This is a genomic window from Caulobacter sp. RHG1 (genome assembly GCF_013181195.1).
Taxonomy (GTDB): Bacteria; Pseudomonadota; Alphaproteobacteria; order Caulobacterales; family Caulobacteraceae; genus Caulobacter.
The window spans coordinates 299,828-316,867 of the sequence record NZ_SMZP01000005.1 but is presented as its reverse complement, the minus strand read 5'-3'; the positions used below and the strand labels follow the sequence as shown (position 1 = coordinate 316,867).

General features: G+C 68.6%; 16 protein-coding genes. 13 read left to right on the top strand and 3 right to left on the bottom strand.

Going from position 1 to position 17,040, the window contains the following annotated elements; all coding sequences use genetic code 11:
• Positions 1–52 precede the first annotated feature (52 nt).
• The 5 genes from E1H18_RS15870 (at position 53) to mdoH (ending at position 7,258) form a co-directional block, all read left to right on the top strand.
• Positions 53–1,288: a pentapeptide repeat-containing protein gene (locus E1H18_RS15870; protein WP_172270102.1), complete on the top strand. Its 1,236-nt coding sequence runs from the start codon at positions 53–55 to the stop codon at positions 1,286–1,288.
• A 104-nt stretch (positions 1,289–1,392) separates the two neighbouring features.
• Positions 1,393–2,157, top strand: a complete 765-nt coding sequence (locus tag E1H18_RS15865; protein WP_172270100.1) for a MipA/OmpV family protein — start codon at positions 1,393–1,395, stop codon at positions 2,155–2,157.
• 63 nt (positions 2,158–2,220) lie between these two features.
• A complete protein-coding gene (locus tag E1H18_RS15860; RefSeq protein ID WP_172270098.1) occupies positions 2,221–3,639 on the top strand; it encodes an alpha/beta hydrolase in 1,419 nt (472 codons plus the stop codon).
• Positions 3,640–3,722: 83 nt separating this feature from the next.
• Positions 3,723–5,270, top strand: coding sequence for a glucan biosynthesis protein (locus tag E1H18_RS15855; RefSeq protein ID WP_172270096.1), 1,548 nt, complete (start codon positions 3,723–3,725; stop codon positions 5,268–5,270).
• Between the two features lie 86 nt (positions 5,271–5,356).
• Positions 5,357–7,258, top strand: a complete 1,902-nt coding sequence (gene mdoH / locus E1H18_RS15850) for a glucans biosynthesis glucosyltransferase MdoH (protein WP_255500976.1) — start codon at positions 5,357–5,359, stop codon at positions 7,256–7,258.
• Positions 7,259–7,305: 47 nt separating this feature from the next.
• Here mdoH and E1H18_RS15845 read toward each other — a convergent pair whose 3' ends face one another.
• On the bottom strand, positions 7,306–8,157 hold the full coding sequence (locus E1H18_RS15845; protein ID WP_172270092.1) for a crotonase/enoyl-CoA hydratase family protein: 852 nt from the start codon (positions 8,155–8,157) through the stop codon (positions 7,306–7,308).
• Positions 8,158–8,242: 85 nt separating this feature from the next.
• On the opposite strand from E1H18_RS15845, the gene E1H18_RS15840 reads away from it, so the two are divergent.
• Positions 8,243–9,031: an SH3 domain-containing protein gene (locus E1H18_RS15840; protein ID WP_172270090.1), complete on the top strand. Its 789-nt coding sequence runs from the start codon at positions 8,243–8,245 to the stop codon at positions 9,029–9,031.
• Positions 9,032–9,035: 4 nt separating this feature from the next.
• Here the strand turns inward: E1H18_RS15840 and E1H18_RS15835 are convergent, their stop codons facing one another.
• Complete coding sequence (locus E1H18_RS15835; protein ID WP_172270088.1) at positions 9,036–9,470, bottom strand: DUF488 family protein; 435 nt, start codon at positions 9,468–9,470, stop codon at positions 9,036–9,038.
• 75 nt (positions 9,471–9,545) lie between these two features.
• Here E1H18_RS15835 and E1H18_RS15830 point away from each other — a divergent pair, with 75 nt between their 5' ends.
• Positions 9,546–10,436 carry an alpha/beta fold hydrolase gene (locus tag E1H18_RS15830; RefSeq protein ID WP_172270086.1) on the top strand — a complete coding sequence of 297 codons (891 nt, stop codon included), beginning with the start codon at positions 9,546–9,548 and terminating at the stop codon, positions 10,434–10,436.
• Here the strand turns inward: E1H18_RS15830 and E1H18_RS15825 are convergent.
• Entirely contained in the window at positions 10,433–11,380 is a 948-nt protein-coding gene (locus tag E1H18_RS15825; protein WP_172270084.1) for a thioesterase family protein, read from the bottom strand. The two genes, E1H18_RS15830 and E1H18_RS15825, sit on opposite strands and share 4 nt — an antisense overlap.
• Before the next feature lie 339 nt (positions 11,381–11,719).
• Here E1H18_RS15825 and E1H18_RS15820 point away from each other — a divergent pair, with 339 nt between their 5' ends.
• The 6 genes from E1H18_RS15820 to E1H18_RS15795 are packed head-to-tail and all read left to right on the top strand — an operon-like array spanning position 11,720 to position 17,039.
• The gene (locus E1H18_RS15820) at positions 11,720–12,043 is read left to right on the top strand and encodes an STAS domain-containing protein (protein WP_172270082.1); all 324 of its coding nucleotides are present in this window, start codon (positions 11,720–11,722) and stop codon (positions 12,041–12,043) included.
• Positions 12,040–12,405 (top strand): response regulator, encoded by a 366-nt coding sequence (locus E1H18_RS15815; protein WP_172270080.1) that lies wholly within the window; start codon positions 12,040–12,042, stop codon positions 12,403–12,405. Before E1H18_RS15820 ends, E1H18_RS15815 begins: the two co-directional genes overlap by 4 nt.
• Positions 12,402–14,336: a chemotaxis protein CheA gene (locus E1H18_RS15810; protein ID WP_172270078.1), complete on the top strand. Its 1,935-nt coding sequence runs from the start codon at positions 12,402–12,404 to the stop codon at positions 14,334–14,336. The genes E1H18_RS15815 and E1H18_RS15810 overlap by 4 nt, the downstream gene beginning before the upstream one ends.
• An 11-nt stretch (positions 14,337–14,347) precedes the next feature.
• Complete coding sequence (locus tag E1H18_RS15805) at positions 14,348–14,839, top strand: chemotaxis protein CheW (RefSeq protein ID WP_172270076.1); 492 nt, start codon at positions 14,348–14,350, stop codon at positions 14,837–14,839.
• A 17-nt stretch (positions 14,840–14,856) separates the two neighbouring features.
• Positions 14,857–16,557 (top strand): methyl-accepting chemotaxis protein, encoded by a 1,701-nt coding sequence (locus tag E1H18_RS15800; protein ID WP_172270074.1) that lies wholly within the window; start codon positions 14,857–14,859, stop codon positions 16,555–16,557.
• Positions 16,554–17,039 carry a chemotaxis protein CheW gene (locus E1H18_RS15795; protein ID WP_172270072.1) on the top strand — a complete coding sequence of 162 codons (486 nt, stop codon included), beginning with the start codon at positions 16,554–16,556 and terminating at the stop codon, positions 17,037–17,039. The genes E1H18_RS15800 and E1H18_RS15795 overlap by 4 nt, the downstream gene beginning before the upstream one ends.
• Position 17,040 lies beyond the last annotated feature (1 nt).

Genomic DNA, 17,040 nt, shown 5'->3' with positions numbered 1-17,040 from the left:
TTTCCGCCACGGTCTAAACGATGGCTTAAAGCTGCTGCGGCAGGATGGGGGGATGCCGCCCGCCGCGTCGTCACGACCGAGCCTGATCCGAACCCTCCACGCCACGGCGGTGCGAGAGGCTGTCGAGGCGCATGCGCGCTACAGGAAGGGCCTGCCGGGCGGACGCCGGGCCATGCTGTCCTACGTGAATCTGAACAATTACGAGCTGGACGGGGTCGACCTGTCTGAGGCCGACCTGACCGGGACGCTGCTGGGCGGCGCGTCGCTGCGCGGGGCCAATCTGAAGGGCGCGATCCTGTACGGCGCGGACCTGCGCGACTCGGACTTGCGCGACGCCGACCTGTCACGCTGCGACATGCGCGGAGCCTGCCTGCGCGGGGCCAATCTGGGCGGGGCCAACCTGGCCAGTTGCGACCTGCGCGAGGGCGTCACCGCCGTGCAGGATGGCGAGAAGGGCCTGCGGATTCTCGAACATTCCAAGCGGCCAGGCGAGCTGGACTACGCCATGCTGCAGGGCGCCAACCTGTCGGGCGCGCAGATGTCGGGGGCCTTCGCCCGCAAAGCTGACTTCACCGACGCCGACCTGTCGAACGTCACCTTGCAGGGCGCCAAGCTGACCAATGCCTGCATGGACGGGGCGAACCTTTCCGGCGCTAACCTGCACAACGCCGAGATGGCGCATGTCTCGCTGCGCCGGGCCGTGATGGTCGGGGTCGACATCAGTGGCGCGGATCTCAGCGACGCCGACATGACCGAGGTGCTGCGCGCGCCGCCGCCGATCATCTATGTCGACGATCTGCCCCTGCACGAGGTGTTGGAGGCCCACGAACTGTTCTGCCAGAGCGACGGCGCGGATGGCGCGGTGGGCAAGTTGGCCGATGTCGACTTTCGGCCGCTGAAGCGCCTGAAAGGTCGCCGCCTGAGCGGCTTGTCGGCCCCCAAGGCGGTGTTCTTCGGCATGGACCTGGACGGCGTGCAGATGCAGGGCGCCAACCTTTCGGGCGCGGACCTGCGCGGGGCGAAGCTGCGCGGGGCCGACCTGCGGGGCGCACGGCTGGTCGACGCCCAGCTGGCCCGGGCCGACCTGACTGGCGCCAAGCTGGGGCCGCTGAAGATCGGCGAAGACCGGGTGATCCGCACCGACCTGACCCGAGCTGTCTTGCGGGGCGCCAACCTGAAGGGCGTCAGCGCCCCCCGCGCGCGCTTCATCGAGGCCGACATGGCCCGCGCCAAGCTGGACGGCGCTGACTTCACGGGCGCGGAGCTGCCAGCCGGCGTCGGCGGCTGAAAGTCACCGCTTCGTCGGCGCGCCATGCATCCGATGTCGCGGAGGTTGCGTATTCAGAGGGTGACCGGAAGTGTTCCGGCGCGATCCTGGAACGGACCACGGCGATGACACTGGCGCTCTTCACTGCCCGGCGGATGGCTTGCGGGATCGTGGCGCTGGCCGCGGGAACCGCCGAGACGGCCGTTGCCCAGGACCGTAACCGCACGGTCGTCGGTCTGGCCGGGATCCATACTCCGGCCTACCAGGGTTCCGACAAGTATCGGACGCTGCCGTTCCCGGTGATCGACATCAAGCGCGGCCGCTTCTACGCCAATGCGCGCCGGGGCGTGGGCTGGTCGTTGGTGGACGGCGACAAGGTCTCGGTCGGGGCGGGGATGACCTTCGTCCCCGGCTATCGCCGTCGCGACGCGCCGACGGGTATCGGCCGGCTGAAGAACGGCGCCGGCGCGCGGGTGTCGGCCGAGGTCCGAACCGGCATGGTCCTGGCCAGCCTGTGCGCGACCAAGGTGATCTCCGGCGGCGTCGACGGCGCCCTGATCGACGCCGGCCTGGCCTGGCCGATCCGGCTCTCCCCGCGCCTGACCCTGATGCCCGGACTGTCGGCGACCTGGGCCGACCGCCAGTACAACGACCGCTATTTCGGTGTCACCCCGGCCCAGGCCTTGGCGTCGGGCCTGCCGGTCTATTCGGCTGGTGGCGGGATCAAGGACGTCTCGGCCTCGCTGGGCGCGATGTACCGTCTCAATGATCGCGTCACCCTGGGCGCGACGGCCAGCCTCAGCAGCCTTCAGGGCGACGCCAAGGACAGCCCGATCGTCGCCGATCCGACCCAGCCGGCGGTGTTCGTCTCGGCGGCGTACCGGTTTTAGCAAAGGTCCTTGCGGCGAGGCCGCAAGTCCGTGTTGATGGCGACCCAGATTTTGGAGTCGCCGATGTCCCGTCTTGCTTGGATCGCCGCTGGCGCCGCAGCTGTCTGTGCGCTGGCCGGGGCCGCCCATGCCGCGCCTGCGCAGTTCAAGAAGACCGCCTGCGCCGCCGACTACAAGGACACCGGCCTGAAGGTCGACTGCGGCGACCTGATCGTCGACGAGACGCGCGGCGATCCCAAGAGCCGGCGGATCAGTGTGGCGGTGGCCATTGTCCGCGCCGCCGAACCGAAAGGCCTGCCGCCGGTGGTCTATCTGCACGGCGGGCCGGGCGGCTCGGCCTTGAGTAACCTGCCGCGCATGCTGAACAGCAAGGCCTCGCGCGAGTTCATCGCCGCCGATCAGGACTGGATCTTCATCGACCAGCGCGGCGGCGGGCAATCCAAGCCCAACCTGGACTGTCCGGGGACCAACCTGACCGACGCCGGTCCGCCCTCGCAGAAGGACGCCGACGGCATCGTCTCCTGCCTCAAAACCTTCCAGAAGCAAGGCGTGAATCTGTCGCGCTACAACGCCGTGGAAGTGGCCCAGGATGTCCAGGACCTGCGCAAGGTGCTGAAACTGCCGCTGATCGACCTGTTCGGCGGCTCGTATGGCACCCGTATCGAGGCGGCGATCCAGACCCACGCGCCGCAGGGCGTGCGGGCGGTGGTGCAGGACTCGCCCTGGCCGCCTGAGGCCGACTGGACCGTCGGCGGTCCGGCCATGGTCTCCAGCTCTATCGACATCGTCATGGCCAAGTGCGCGGTCGTGGCCGACTGCGCCAAGCGCTATCCCGACCTGAAGGCCCGGTTGGCGACCGTCGCCGAGCGCTGGCTGGCCGGGCCGCAGACCATTGGCGGCAAGACCTATGTCGCCGACGACCTGGGCGGCTACCTGATGGACGCCAGCTACTTCACTGCCGGCGTGCTGCCGCGCGATCTCTGGAAGATCATTGAGGGCGACGTCTCGCCGGTGGCCGAGTTCGTCGAGAGCCGCGACTACTACAGCGAGGGCCAGTTCATGACCCACCTGTGCAAGGAGGAGATCCCGTTCGAGGCCCGGGCCGACGTGGCCAAGGGCACGGAGAACGATGCGGTCGCCCGTCTGATGGTGGTGTCGATGCAACGCATCCACGACGTCTGCAAGGCCATCGACGTTGGCCCGATCTCCAAGGCCGAGCAGGAACCGGTCAAGACCGCGATCCCGACCCTGTTCCTGGCCGCCGAGATCGATCCGGGCTGTCCGCCGGAACTGACCCGTGCCGCGGCCAAGGGCTATCAGGGCTCGCAGGTGGTCATCGTCACCAACGCCACCCACGGCGTTTCGCGCGGCAGCCCCTGCGCGCGCAAGATGATCCGGGCCTTCTTCCAGGACCCGACCAAGCCGGCGGATCGCAGCTGCCTGCCGGCCGCCGACACGCCGATGTCGTTTACGTACGAATAGATTTCAGCAATGTAGCTGAACCATTTCCGCCATGAATGCCTTGTAGCAGCGCCGCCCTATCGCCGACGCCCTGCGAGGAATTCTTGAAGACCCTTGATCGCCGAGCCGCCCTGCTGCTGATGGCCGGAGCGGCCGCCACGCCGGGCCTGGCCCTGGGTGAGGCCCGCGCCTTCTCGTTCGAGAGCGTCAAGGCGCGCGCCAAGGCGCGCGCCAAGGCGCTGGCGGCCAAGGCCTATGTCGCGCCGCCGCCCCCGCCGCCGCAGGTCCAGACCATGGACTATGACGCGGCCCAGGCGGTGGGCTTCTACCGCGAGAAGATCCCGCTGTGGGGCGACGACTGGGGGATCGAGCTGTTCCCCTTGAGCCGCGGCGTGCCCAAGACGGTGACCATCCACCTCGTCGAGAACGGCGTCGCCCGGCCGCTGGGCTATGACCCCAGCATGTTCTCGATGCGGGCCGACAGCCCGCTGCGCAACCTGCCGCCCTCGGCGGGCTTCGCCGGCTTCCGGGCCATGAGCCGCGACGAGCGCGGCGAGTGGCTGGTGTTCCACGGCGCCTCCTATTTCCGCTCGCCGGCCCCGTTCGGCCAGTACGGCCTGTCGGCCCGGGCCATCGCCGCCGACACCTACGCCGTCCAGCCCGAGGAGTTTCCCGACTGGCGCGAGGTCTGGTTGGAGAAGGACTCGCAAGGACGCCTGGTCATTCACGCCCTGATGGAGAGCGCCGGTATCGTCGGGGCCTATCGCTTCGTCAACGAACGCGATGGCCTCGCCCTGACCCAGACCGTCGAGGCCGCGGTCTTCTTCCGCCGCGCCTTCGACCAGATGGGCATGGCGCCGCTGACCAGCATGTTCTGGTACGGCGAGGATCGCGCCCAGGCTTCGCCGGACTGGCGGCCCGAGATCCACGACAGTGATGGCCTGGCGATCTGGACGGGCGCTGGCGAGCGCATCTGGCGGCCGCTGTCCAATCCCTCCCGCGTGGTGACAAGCGTCTTCAGCGACGAGAATCCCAAGGGCTTCGGCCTCGTTCAGCGCGACCGTGACTTCGACGACTATCACGACGACCAGGCGCGCTACGAGCGCCGGCCCAGTGTGTGGGTCGAGCCGGTCGGGGCCTGGGGCAAGGGCTCGGTGCGTCTGGTCGAGATCCCGACCCGCAGCGAGACCGACGACAACATCGTGGCCTTCTGGACTCCCGATGCGCCGGTGACGGCGGGCAGCGCCATCGACCTGAGCTATCGCCTGCACTGGGCCGACGATGCGCCGCCGGCGCCGGACCTGGCTCGCGTGGTCGCCACTCGCACGGGACGAGCCGGCCAGCCGGGACAAGCCGCCGTCGCGGAGGGGCGCCGGATCGCCATCGAGTTTCGCGGCGGGGGTTTGGGAGCCCTGCGCAAGGCCATCGATATCGAGGCGGACGTCACGGCCCGCAACGGGAAGATCCAGGGTCTGTCGCACTATCCCGCCGCTCAGCACGAGGCGGAAACCGACACGCTGTGGCGGGTGACCTTCGACGTCGCGCCCGATGGCGCGGAACCCGCCGATGTCCGCGTGGTGCTGCGGCAGAAAGGTCGCGCGCTGAGCGAAACCTGGACGGCGCTCGTTTTTCCGGCCCCGACCGGGAACTAAACCCCGATCCAAAACCTTACGGCCGGGCTTTCTCCGCATTGCGGAAAGGTCGGGCCGGGGGGCTTGAGTGAGTTAGGCGTTCTGTGATGCGAACCGTTTCCTGGCCGGCCGACGCGGTTCCGATGGAATCGCCGATAGCCATGCCGACCCAAGAGCTGGGGGCCGCGCCCCCTCGTCCTGTTCTGGATCCCAAGCCGATCGCCGACCGCCTTTTACGGCGGCGCGCGGCGTTGATCGCCTTCACGGTCGTGACCAGCCTGGCCGCGACCATGGTCATGGCCATGGCCTTCGCGGCCGACCGGTTCATGATCCTGGAAATGATCGCCCTGCCGCTGTTCGCGAGCCTGTTCGCTTGGACGGCGTTTTCGTGCGCTTCATCGGCCGCCGGCTTCGTGGCCATGTGGCGCGAGGGGCGTCACCGCGAAAACGGCGGTCCGCTGCCGATGGTGGAGAGCCGCAACGCCGTTCTGCTGCCCGTGTACAACGAGGCGCCGGCTCCGGTCTTCGCGCGCCTGACGGCGATGCTGGAGTCGTTGCAGACCGTCCAGGCCCTGGACCGTTTCGACGTCTTCGTGCTCAGCGACACCCGCGACGCCGACGTCGCCGTCGAAGAGCGCGAGGCCTATGACCGTCTTTGCGCCCGGTTCGGCGGCGTGGCCCGTCTCTACTATCGCCGCCGCGTCGACAATATCGACCGCAAGGCCGGCAACATCGCCGAGTGGGTCCGCCGCTGGGGTAGCGCCTACGACCACATGGTGGTGCTGGACGCCGACAGCCTGATGACCGGCGAGTCGCTGGTCCGCCTGGCCGGGGCCATGGAGGCTGCGCCCGGCGTGGGCCTGATCCAGACCGTGCCGGTGATCGTCAACGCTCGCACCCTGTTTGCGCGCCTCGAGCAGTTCGCCAGCCGCCTCTATGGCCCGATGTTCGCACGGGGCCTGGAATGGTGGAGCGGGGCGGAGTCCAGCTACTGGGGCCACAACGCCATCATCCGCGTGCGCGCCTTCGCTGAGCAGGCCGGCCTGCCGCATCTGCGCGGTCCCAAGCCGTTCGGCGGCGCGATCATGAGCCACGACTTCGTCGAGGCCGCCCTTATGCGTCGCGCCGGCTGGGAAGTGCGCTTGGCGCCGGAGCTGTCGGGCAGCTACGAGGAGAGCCCGCCCAGCCTGATCGACCAGATCGTCCGCGACCGTCGCTGGTGCCAGGGCAACCTGCAACACATCGCCGTCATCGCCGCGCAGGGCCTGCATCCGCTGAGCCGCTTTCACCTGCTGCGTGGCTTCTCGACCTATCTGACCGCGCCGCTCTGGCTGGGTCTGCTGACCGTGGGCCTGCTGCTGGCGGCCTTCCCGACCTTGGCCGGCAGCGCCGCGCACGAGGCCTCGGTGATGGCCGAGGCGCCGATGGGCTGGGTGCTGGGCGCATCACTGGCTTTGCTATTGGCCCCCAAGCTGATGGCCTGGGCGCTGGTGCTGCGCAGCGGCCAGGCCTCGTCGTTCGGCGGCGCGGGCCGAGCCCTGGTCGGCGTCGGTCTCGAGACCCTGGTCTCCAGCCTGATCGCGCCGATCGTGCTGTTCGCCCAGACCCGTTCGGTGATCGAGATCCTCACGGGGCGCGACTGCGGCTGGGCCACGCAGCGCCGCGACCTGGACAAACTGTCGATCGGCGAGGCCCTGCGCGCCCACCGCACCGAAGCGATCTTCGGCCTGGCTTTGGTGATCGTCGGCCTGGTGTTCGCGCCGGGGGCGTTCATCTGGATCGCCCTGCCGGCCCTGGCCCTGACCTTCGCCTTCCTGGTCTCGGCCTGGACGGCGGAAGACGCAGGCGACATCGGCCTGCTGCTGACCCCGGAAATCCGCCGGCCGCCCCGCCTTCTGGACCGCGCCCTGAAGCTGCGCTCGGCCGCGACCGTGGCCAGTCTGGTGACGCCCGACTCGCCGCCGGTGCTGCTGCCCCTGCCGGCCCGACTGGGCTACGAGGCGGCCTGACCGTAATCCGTCTCCCCGGCGAAGGCCGGGGAGATCGGAGTCCAAGTCTACATCTTGGTCTTCAGCGGCAGCAGGTCGGGATATTCGGCGGCGCGCTTCTCGGCCTTGGCCTTGAACGACTCCGCCATGTGCGGGCCTGAGAACATCCCCGTCTGCCAGGTGGCGATATAGTCCAGGCTGTCGGTGATCGTATGATCGCGGGCGTAGTTGATCATCACCTTGCTGCCCGCCACGGCCAGCGGCGACTTCTCGGCGATCTCGCGGGCGGTGGCCAGGGCGTGCTCGACCACGGCCTCGTGGCTGTCGAACACCTCGTTGACCAGGCCAATCTCGCGGGCCCGTGCGGCCGGCAGGCGGCGACCGGTATAGGCCAGCTCGCGCACCCAGCCCTCGGGGATCAGCTTGCACAGGCGCGGGAAGGTGCCGACGTCGGCGGTCATGCCCAGATGGATTTCCTGGATCGTGAAGAAGGCATCGGCGCTGGCGTAGCGGATGTCGCAGGCGCTGATGAAGTCGACCGCCCCGCCGATGCAGCCGCCATGGATGGCGACGATCACCGGCATCCGCGCCCTGTCCAGGCAGGTGAAGGTGTCCTGGAGGTGATGGACGAAGCGGCGGAAGCTCTCGGCGGCCACCCAGCGGTCGGCGTCGGCGCGGGCGGTGACGCCCTCATCGTCGGTAAAGACCGACAGGTCCATGCCAGCGCTGAAGTGCTTGCCGGTCGAGGAGATGACGATGCAGCGCGCCAGGGCGTTGTCGTCAATATGTTTCACAATTGCGGGAAGCTCGTTCCAGAACGGCCGTGTCATAGTGTTCATGGCTTCGGGCCGCTTCAACTGGATGTGCGCCACCCCGGCGTCGATCTCGACCTTGAAACAGCTATAGTCCGACTGGCTCATCCCGAGGCTCCCTTGTTTTTAAGGGAGAACTATCCGATGGGCGGCGTAAGACCACAACACTGACCCGACGGAAGAGGGTGAAGACATGACCAGCAAGATCTCTGCGGCGCTTGCGATCGCCGCCGTCACCGCCACGACCCTGGCCGCCGCGCCGGCGCCGAGCCTGGCGCAGTCGCGCGGCCTGGGCGGCCTGTTCGCCTGCGAGGGCTCTGGCGGCAAGCAGGAAGGCGGAGCCCTGATCGGCGCAGCCGCCGGCGCCCTGCTCGGCAACAAGGTCGGCGGCAAGAACAAGACGCTTGGCACCCTGGTCGGCGCAGCCGCCGGCGCGGCGGCGGGCGGCTATATCGGCTGCCGCATGCAGTCGACCGACGCCAACCTGGCCGAGCAGGCGACCAAGAAGGCCCTGGAAACCGGTGAGGCTCAGACCTGGTCCAACAGCCGCACCGGCAATTCGGGCCGTATCAGCGTGCTGTCGTCCAGCTATGGCCCGCCGATCGACGGCCGCAGCGTCAACTACGCGCGCGGCGTCCAGAGCCTGCCCAGCTACGAAGCGGCCGGCGGCGCCTATGTCGCGGGCTCGACGACCAACCTGCGCGCGGGTCCGTCGACCAAGGCGGCCGTCGTCGGCAAGCTGGCTTCGGGCGAAAGCTTCGACGCGATCGGCCTGGCCCCGGCCGGCGGCTGGGTGCTGGTCGGTCGCGGCGGTCAGGCGATCGGCTACGCCGCCGCCTCGCTGGTGCGCCCCTACGGCCAACAGGTCGCCAGCTGCCGGGTAATCGACGCCTCGGTCGCCGGCGGCGGCCAGCGCGCCACCAGCCAGCGCTACAGCGCCTGCAAGGACAATCGCGGCGAGTGGCAGGTCACTCAGGCCTAGCGGCCTAGAGGTCCACCACCTCGCACTTCAGCCGCTCGCGGATGCGATCGGCGACGATCTGGCGGTGGCAGCAATTGGCGTCGTCCTCGTAGCAGAGGAGGGCGATGCGCCTGCCCTTTGCCAGATCGATGGCCTGCGCCAAGGCCAGCTGGGCCTCGGGTTCTTCGAGATGCGCGTTGAAGATTTCGCGCATCTCGTCGACCCGCCCCGCCCGGGCGGCGTCGCGGCCGGCCTTGGGCGTGCCCAGCGGCCGCAGGTGCGCATAGTCGATGCCCTCGGCCTTCAGGCTGTTTCCCAGCAGGGTCTTGGAAAAACCGGCCTTGCGCGAGGACGCCACCGCGCGGACATCCACCACCATCTGCACGTCGGCGGCCTTCAGCCGGCCGATCATGCCGCCTTGGGTGTCGGTCTCGTAGCCGATCGTGGCCAGCCTATTCATTTCCTTGAGCTCCATGGACGCGGCGTCCGCGCGAGCCTACCTTAACGCCCGATGATCTCCAGGGAGCCTCAAGCCATGGACGCGGCCGTCTTTCGCGAACCCCGCAAGCGCGCCGTGGCCGTTCCTGGCGGCGAGATCGCGGGCCTGGAGTTCGGGCCGCAGGACCGGCCGATCGATATCGTTTTCGTCCATGCCAACGGCTTCAACGCCCAGACCTACCGCGTGCTGCTGTCGCCGCTGGCGGCGGGCCTGCGCATCCTGGCCATCGACCAGCGCGGCCATGGCGGCACCACCCTGCCGGCCCAGCCGGACGGTCGCCGCTCGTGGCGCGACCTGCGCGATGACCTGACCAATTTGCTGGACGCCCTGGACGGCCCGCCGGCGGTGCTGGCCGGTCACTCGATGGGCGGCACGGTCAGCCTGCTGGCCGCGGCGGCGCGGCCCGAGCGGGTCAAGGGTCTGGTCCTGCTGGATCCGGTGATCATGCCGTGGCTGGCCACCCTCTACGCCAAGGCGCCGTGGACTTCCGGCCATCTGTGGAAGCGGATGCCCCTGGTGCAGTCGGCTCTGCGTCGCCGGGCGGTGTTCGACAGCCGAGAGGCCGCCTTCGCCGGCTACAAGGGCCGTGGGGCCTTCAAGACCTGGCCTGAGACCATGCTGGCCGACTATGTCGCCGGCGGCTTCGTGGAGCAGAAGGGCGGCAAGGTCGAGCTGGCCTGCGCGCCGGCCTGGGAAGCCTCGAACTACGCCGCCCAGGCTCATGATCCGTGGCGCGCGGTGCGTCAGGTCAAGGCGCCGGTGCGGATCCTGAAGGCCGAGAAACACTCCACCTGCCGGACCGGCGACAGCTTCGCGCGACGGGGTCGGGACGTGAAGATCGAGACGATCGAGGGCACGACCCACTTCCTGCCGATGGAGCGTCCGGACGTGGTCCGCGACGCGCTGTTCGACATGGCGACAGGCTAGAGCGCCAACCCCTCAACCTCGTACTTCGCCAAGGCCGTCCGCGCCGCGTCGCTGACCGGCACGACCTTGCGCGCGTCGAGGTCGAAGGTGATCGCCACCGCTTCCGACGTGCCCCAGGGCTGGCCGGTCGCGGGGTCCAGCATCCAGTGGACCACGCGCATGGTGCGGGCGTCGGTCGCCAGCAAGCCTGAGCGGATGTCGACGCGATCACCGGCGCAGGGCCACGCCAGATAGGCGATCCGGTATTCCAGCACGGCTCCGCCCATGCGCTGGGGCTTGTGGTCGGCATGCTCGACCACCACGTCGCGGAACGGGTGAATGAAGGCGCCGATGCCGTCCGAGACCCGACCGATGAACTGCTCTGCGCGCATTCGTCCGTATACGTCGCAATCGGATGGCAGGAGGCCGCCCAGGCCGATGCGGCTGAGATTCATGTCTTCGGCGCGCGCCATGCTGGCGGTGGGTTCGAACGTCGAGAGCGTCAGGCCGCGGGCCTGCGCGTTGTCCGGAATAATGACCTTCAGGGTTTCGGCGCGGTCGCGCACGGCCTGCGACCACGGAAACACCTGACCTTCGCGCGGGGTGGCGTGGACCACCGTGGTCTGGAAGGTGGCGGCCAGCTCGCCGGTGTTGGAGTGGACCAGCAGCTGAAGGATGCGCGCGTCGCTCTCGCCAATCGCGATCACCCCGCCCAGCATGTGCAGCGGCGCGCCGGCGTGGGCCTCGCGCAGAAAGCGGATGTGGTGCTCGCGGACCAGCAGGGTGGCGTTGGCGTGCGGCGAGAAGGCGTTGGGCAGGCCCAGCTCCGCGGCCATGCCGATCAACCCTTCCATGGCGCGGACAACGTAGTGGCGCACGTTCATGTGCCCCATCTCGTCGCAGTCCCAGGTGTTCACGCCACCACGCCAGATCTCGACGCCAGGAAGCGGCTCTGCGGTCGTCATGGCGTCTCTCGGCGATCTCGGTTGGCCCGAGACTAGCGGGCTTCTCCCGCGCTTCGCAATCGCGCGCATCGTGATCTACGCAGCTCTCGTGAGCCGCGTACCGGTGCGCCCTTTCGTCTCATGGCGATGTCGAGAGCTGGGCCGTTCAATCCCTTCCCGGATAACGGGTGTCGGCTTTGGCGCGCTATCTTGGCTGCAACAACCTTCCCGGTGGTGGACAGAATGTCGCATCCCCTTGGGTTGCCATTTTTACCCAAATTTAAGGACGATCCCTCAGCCTTATGCGCAAGAACACGAGGTTTAGATTTTAAAACTCATGTTCTGTGGGGGAGATTAGTCGTGAGTTCGATCCTCGATAGCGAAGTTCTCGTGCTTGAGAACGCGACTATATCGAATATCGCCGTTACCTATGAAATCATAGCTTCTACTATTGCCCACAATGAGGATGTGGCGATCGACGTATCGTCGTTATCCGAGGTGGATCTGACTTTCGTACAACTCATCGAGTCGGCGCGTCGCGCGGCGGCGGAGCGTGGCCGGACGATCCGGCTGCGGACGCCGGCGCAGGGCGCGCTGCTGCAAGTTCTGCAAAGGGGCGGCTTCCTGGATCCCGAGGATCAGGAACGCTCGGATTTCTGGCTTCAAGGGACCAGCGTACAATGACCGCGATCCTCACCGTCGACGACTCGGCCAGCATCCGCGCCGCCATCAAGATCGCCCTGAGCGGTGAAGGCTACGCCGTCATCGAAGCGGCCAACGGCGCCGAGGGCCTGGACAAGGCCTCGGCCGGCGGCTTCGACCTGATCATCACCGACCTGAACATGCCGGTCATGGACGGCTTGGACATGATCCGCGCCCTGCGTCAGCGCCCGGCCGGCGCCGGCGTGCCGATCCTGTTCCTGACCACCGAATCCGACGCTGACGTGAAAGCCCAGGCCAAGGCCGCGGGCGCTACCGGCTGGCTGACAAAGCCGTTCGAGCCCGACCAGCTGGTGCGGGTCGTCGCGAAAGTCCTCGCCAAATGAGCGGCCTCGATCCCGTCGAGACGTTCCGCCAGGAGGCCCAGGATCTGCTGGAGCAGGTCGAGCAGGGCCTGCTGGACCTGGCGCGGCGTCCGGGGGATCGGACCCTGGTCGACGCCGTCTTTCGCGGCCTGCACACCCTGAAGGGCTCGGGCGCCATGTTCGGCTTCGACGCCCTGGCCGCCTTCACCCATCACTGCGAGACCGCCTTCGACCGCGTGCGCAAGGGCGAGGTTCCGGCCTCCCCAGCCCTGGTCGCCGCCGTGCTGGCCGCTCAGGACCACATGCGCGCTCTGGCCGAGGGGCGTCCCGTCGCCGCCGGTGCGGGCGAGGCCCTGCTGGCCGACCTGCAGGCCGCCGTCGACGGCGCGCCGGCTCCCGTCGTCGCGGCTGAGCCAGCGCTCAACACCTTCAAGATCCGCTTCAGCCTGCCGGCCGACGCTCTGGTCAATGGCGCGCGGCCGCTGCCGTTGCTGGACGAACTGCGCGACTTGGGCGAGGCCCGGGTGCGTGCAATTACTGACACCGTGCCCTCGCTGGCCGAGCTCGTCCCGACCGAGTGCCACCTGGCCTGGGAAGTCCTGCTGACCACCAAGCACGGCCGCGACGCCATCGACGACGTCTTCATCTTCGTCATCGACGAGATGACTCTGGAGGTCGAGGACCTGACCGCGGTCGCCGAGGCCGCGGTCGAAACCGTGATCGACGTCCCGGCTGTCGAGGCCGCCCCCGAGCCCGCGAACGAGACCCGCGCCAAGAGCGGCGACACCGTGCGCGTCCCGGCCGAGCGCCTGGACAGCATGATGGACCGCGTCGGCGAACTGGTGATCGCCCAGTCGCGCCTGAAGCAATTGGCCGGCGCCAGCACCGACATGGCCCTGCGCGCCGTGGCCGAGGAGATCGAACGCCTGGCGTCGGAGATGCGCGACACCATGATGGTCGTGCGCATGGTGCCGATCCAGCAACTGTTCGGTCGCTTCCGCCGTCTGGTCCACGACCTGGAGCGCGACACCGGCAAGCGCATCGAGATGACGACCGAGGGCGAGAGCACCGAGCTGGACAAGACGGTGATCGAGCGCCTGGCCGATCCGCTGATTCATCTGATCCGCAACGCCGCCGACCATGGCCTGGAGGCGCCCGAGCAGCGCGTCGCCGCCGGCAAGAGCGAGGCCGGCCGCATCCACCTAGCCGCGCGTCAGTCGGGCGCCGAGGTCGTGATCACCATCACCGACGACGGCCGCGGCGTGGATCGCGACCGTGTGCGCGCCAAGGCTGAGGAGAACGGCCTGATCGCTCCGGGCCAAGACCTGACCGACAGCGAGCTGCTGCAACTGATCTTCGCGCCCGGCTTCTCGACCGCGGCGGCGATCACCAACCTGTCGGGTCGCGGCGTCGGCATGGATGTCGTCAAGAAGACCATCGAGGGCCTGCGCGGCTCGCTGGACATCGCCAGCACGCCTGGCGCGGGTTCGGTGATCTCGCTGCGCATCCCGCTGACCCTGGCCATCATCGACGGTCTGCTGGTCCGGGTCGGGGCCGGCCGCTACGTGCTGCCGCTGTCGTCGGTCGAGGAATGCGTCGAGCTGACGACGGCCCAGGACCTGCGCTCGACAGGCCGCAACCTGATCACCCTGCGCGACGAGTTGGTGCCGTTCATCCGGCTGCGCGAGGAATTCGCCACCGGCACGACCCCCGATCCGCACCAGAAGATCGTCGTGGTCTCGACCGGTCACGAGCGTGTCGGCCTCGTCGTCGACCAGATCCTGGGCGACCACCAGACGGTCATCAAGCCGCTGTCCAGCTTCCATGCCGATGTCGGGGCCTTCTCGGGCGCGACGATCCTGGGCGATGGCGGCGTGGCCCTGATCCTCGATATCGCCAGCTTGGTCGGCCTGGGCCAACGCCAGGACGCGCTGCTGCGCGCGGCCGGGTGAGGGGGAGCATCATGAGCACTATCCAAGCCCAAACCATTCAGGCCCTGACGTTTGATCTGCAAGGCGAGACCTTCGCGCTGGAGGCCGGTCTCGTGCGCGAGGTCCTGGACCTGCTGCCGGAGACCGCTGTGCCTGGCGCGCCGCCGTTCGTGGCGGCGGTCATCAACTTTCGCGGCCGCGTGATCCCGCTGGTCGACCTGCACCTGGCCTTCGACATGGAGCCGTCGGCGCCGGGCATCGACAGCCGCATCGTGGTCATCGAGCATCCGCTGGACGGCGAGGCGGCCCTGATCGGTCTGCGCGCCGACAAGGTTCACGAGGTCACCGACATCGCCGCCAACGACACCGAGGACGCGCCGCGGGTCGGCCTTCGCTGGCGCACCGACTTCATCCGACGCCTGGTTCGGCGGGACGGCGACGTAATCGTCCTGCCCGACCTCGACCAGATCTTCACCGCCCGCGGCCGCACGGCCTCGGTCACACCCCTTTCGCCGAACCGTTGAGCGGCCGGAGTTTCCCCATGCGACTGACCATCAAGCTTCAGCTTGCCCTGGCGTTCGGCGTCGTCATCGTCCTGATGATGATCGGCAACGCGTTCGGCATCAGCAGCCTCTCCAACACCAACAAGGCCATGAACGAGATGGCCAACGGGCCGGCCGCCCGCCTGGAAATGGCCCAGCAGCTGAACATTCACCTGCTGAACGTCGTGCGCTCCGAGAAGAACATGATCCTGGTCGGCGCGCCGGCCGAGGTCGAGAAGTTTGAAGCCACCGTCCAGAAGGAACGCCAGGCGTTCGAGACCCTGCTGGCCAAGGCCGAGGGCATGGCGACAGCCGAAGGCAAGCCGAAGTGGCAGGCCCTGGGCGCGTCCTTCGATCAACTGGTGGAAGTCCACGGCCGGGTGCTGGCCCTAACGCGGGCGGGCAACGCCGCCGGCGCGGGCGCGCTGTCGATGACCGAAGGCCGCAAGTCCGTCATCGAGGCGGGTGAACGCGCCCAGGAACTGGTGGACCTGTCGAAGGCCCAACTGGACGCCGCCACCGCCAAGGGCGACGCCGACTACGCCGCCACCCGCAACCTGTTGATCGGCCTGTCGGTCGTGTCGCTGCTGGGCGCCGCCGTCGCCGCCATCTACATCTCGCTGACCGTCAGCAAGGGCCTGAACCGCGCTCAAGACGCGGTGAAGACCGTCGCCGAGGGCGATCTGACCAAGTCGGTGGCCATCACCACCAACGACGAGATCGGCGACCTGCTGGGTCACGTCAACATCATGATCGAGCGCCTGCGCGGCGTGGTCGCCGACGCCATCTCGGCCTCGGAGAACGTCTCGGCCGGCAGCCAGGAGCTCTCGGCCACCGCCGAGCAGATGAGCCAGGGCGCCACCGAGCAAGCCTCGGCCGCCGAACAGGCCTCCGCCTCGATGGAAGAGATGGCCGCCAACATCAAGCAGAACGCCGACAACGCCACCCAGACCGAGAAGATCGCCCGCCAGTCGGCGATCGACGCGGAAACCTCCGGCAAGGCCGTGGCCAAGGCCGTCGACGCGATGCAGACCATTGCCGAGAAGATCACCATCGTGCAGGAGATCGCGCGCCAGACCGATCTGCTGGCCCTGAACGCAGCCGTCGAGGCCGCCCGGGCCGGCGAGCATGGCCGCGGCTTCGCCGTGGTCGCCTCGGAAGTGCGCAAGCTGGCCGAACGCAGCCAGACGGCCGCCGCCGAGATCAGCGCGGTCTCGACCGACACCGTCAAGGCCGCCCAGTCGGCCGGCGAGATGCTGACCAGCCTGGTGCCGGACATCCGCAAGACCGCCGAACTGGTCGCCGAGATCAGCGCCGCCTGCCGCGAGCAGGACATCGGCTCCTCGCAGATCAACGAAGCCATCCAGCAACTGGACAAGGTCACCCAGCAGAACGCCAGCGCCTCGGAAGAGATGTCGGCGACGTCTGAAGAGCTGGCGGCTCAGGCCGAAGAGCTGCAGGCCTCGATCGCCTACTTCCGCACCGACGATGGCGGTCATCGCTCGCGTCCGGCCGCCCGTCCGGCCGCGAAGCGTCCCTCGGCTTCGGTCAGCACGCCGGCCCGCAAGGCCCCGGCCAAGCCGGCCGCTCGCTCGGGCGGTGTCGCCGCTCAGCAAGCTCGCGCGGCTGGCTTCGCCCTGGACCTGACCAGCGGCGGCCCGGACGCCGACGACGCCGACTTCAAGGCCTACGGCTCTTGAGCCAGGCTGAAGGCCAGTTCGTGACCCTCGGCCTCGGGGCCGAGGTGTTCGCGGTCCCGGTGGCCTATGTCCGGGAAATCCTCGACTACGCCGAGCCGTTCGCCATCCCCGAGGGCCCCGCCTATCTGCTGGGGCTGACGGACGTGCGCGGGCGCGGCACCCCGACCCTGGACCTGCGTCGCAAGCTGGGCCTGCCGGCGGTCGAGCCCGGTCCGGCCACCCGGATCCTGGTGGTCGACGTGCCCGCCGACGGTCGCACGCTGTCGCTGGGCCTGGTCGCCGATCGGGTCATCGAGGTGGCCGCCTTCGCCGAGGCGCAGATCGAGGATGCGCCCGACATCGGCGTGCCCTGGCGCTCGGAATATATCCGCGGCGTCGTGCGGCGCGACTCGTCTTCTGGGGTTGGCAGCTTCGTGGTCATCTTCGACCTGGCCCGGCTGCTGACCAGCCAGGACGCCGCCTTCCTCGCCCAGGCTGCCTAAG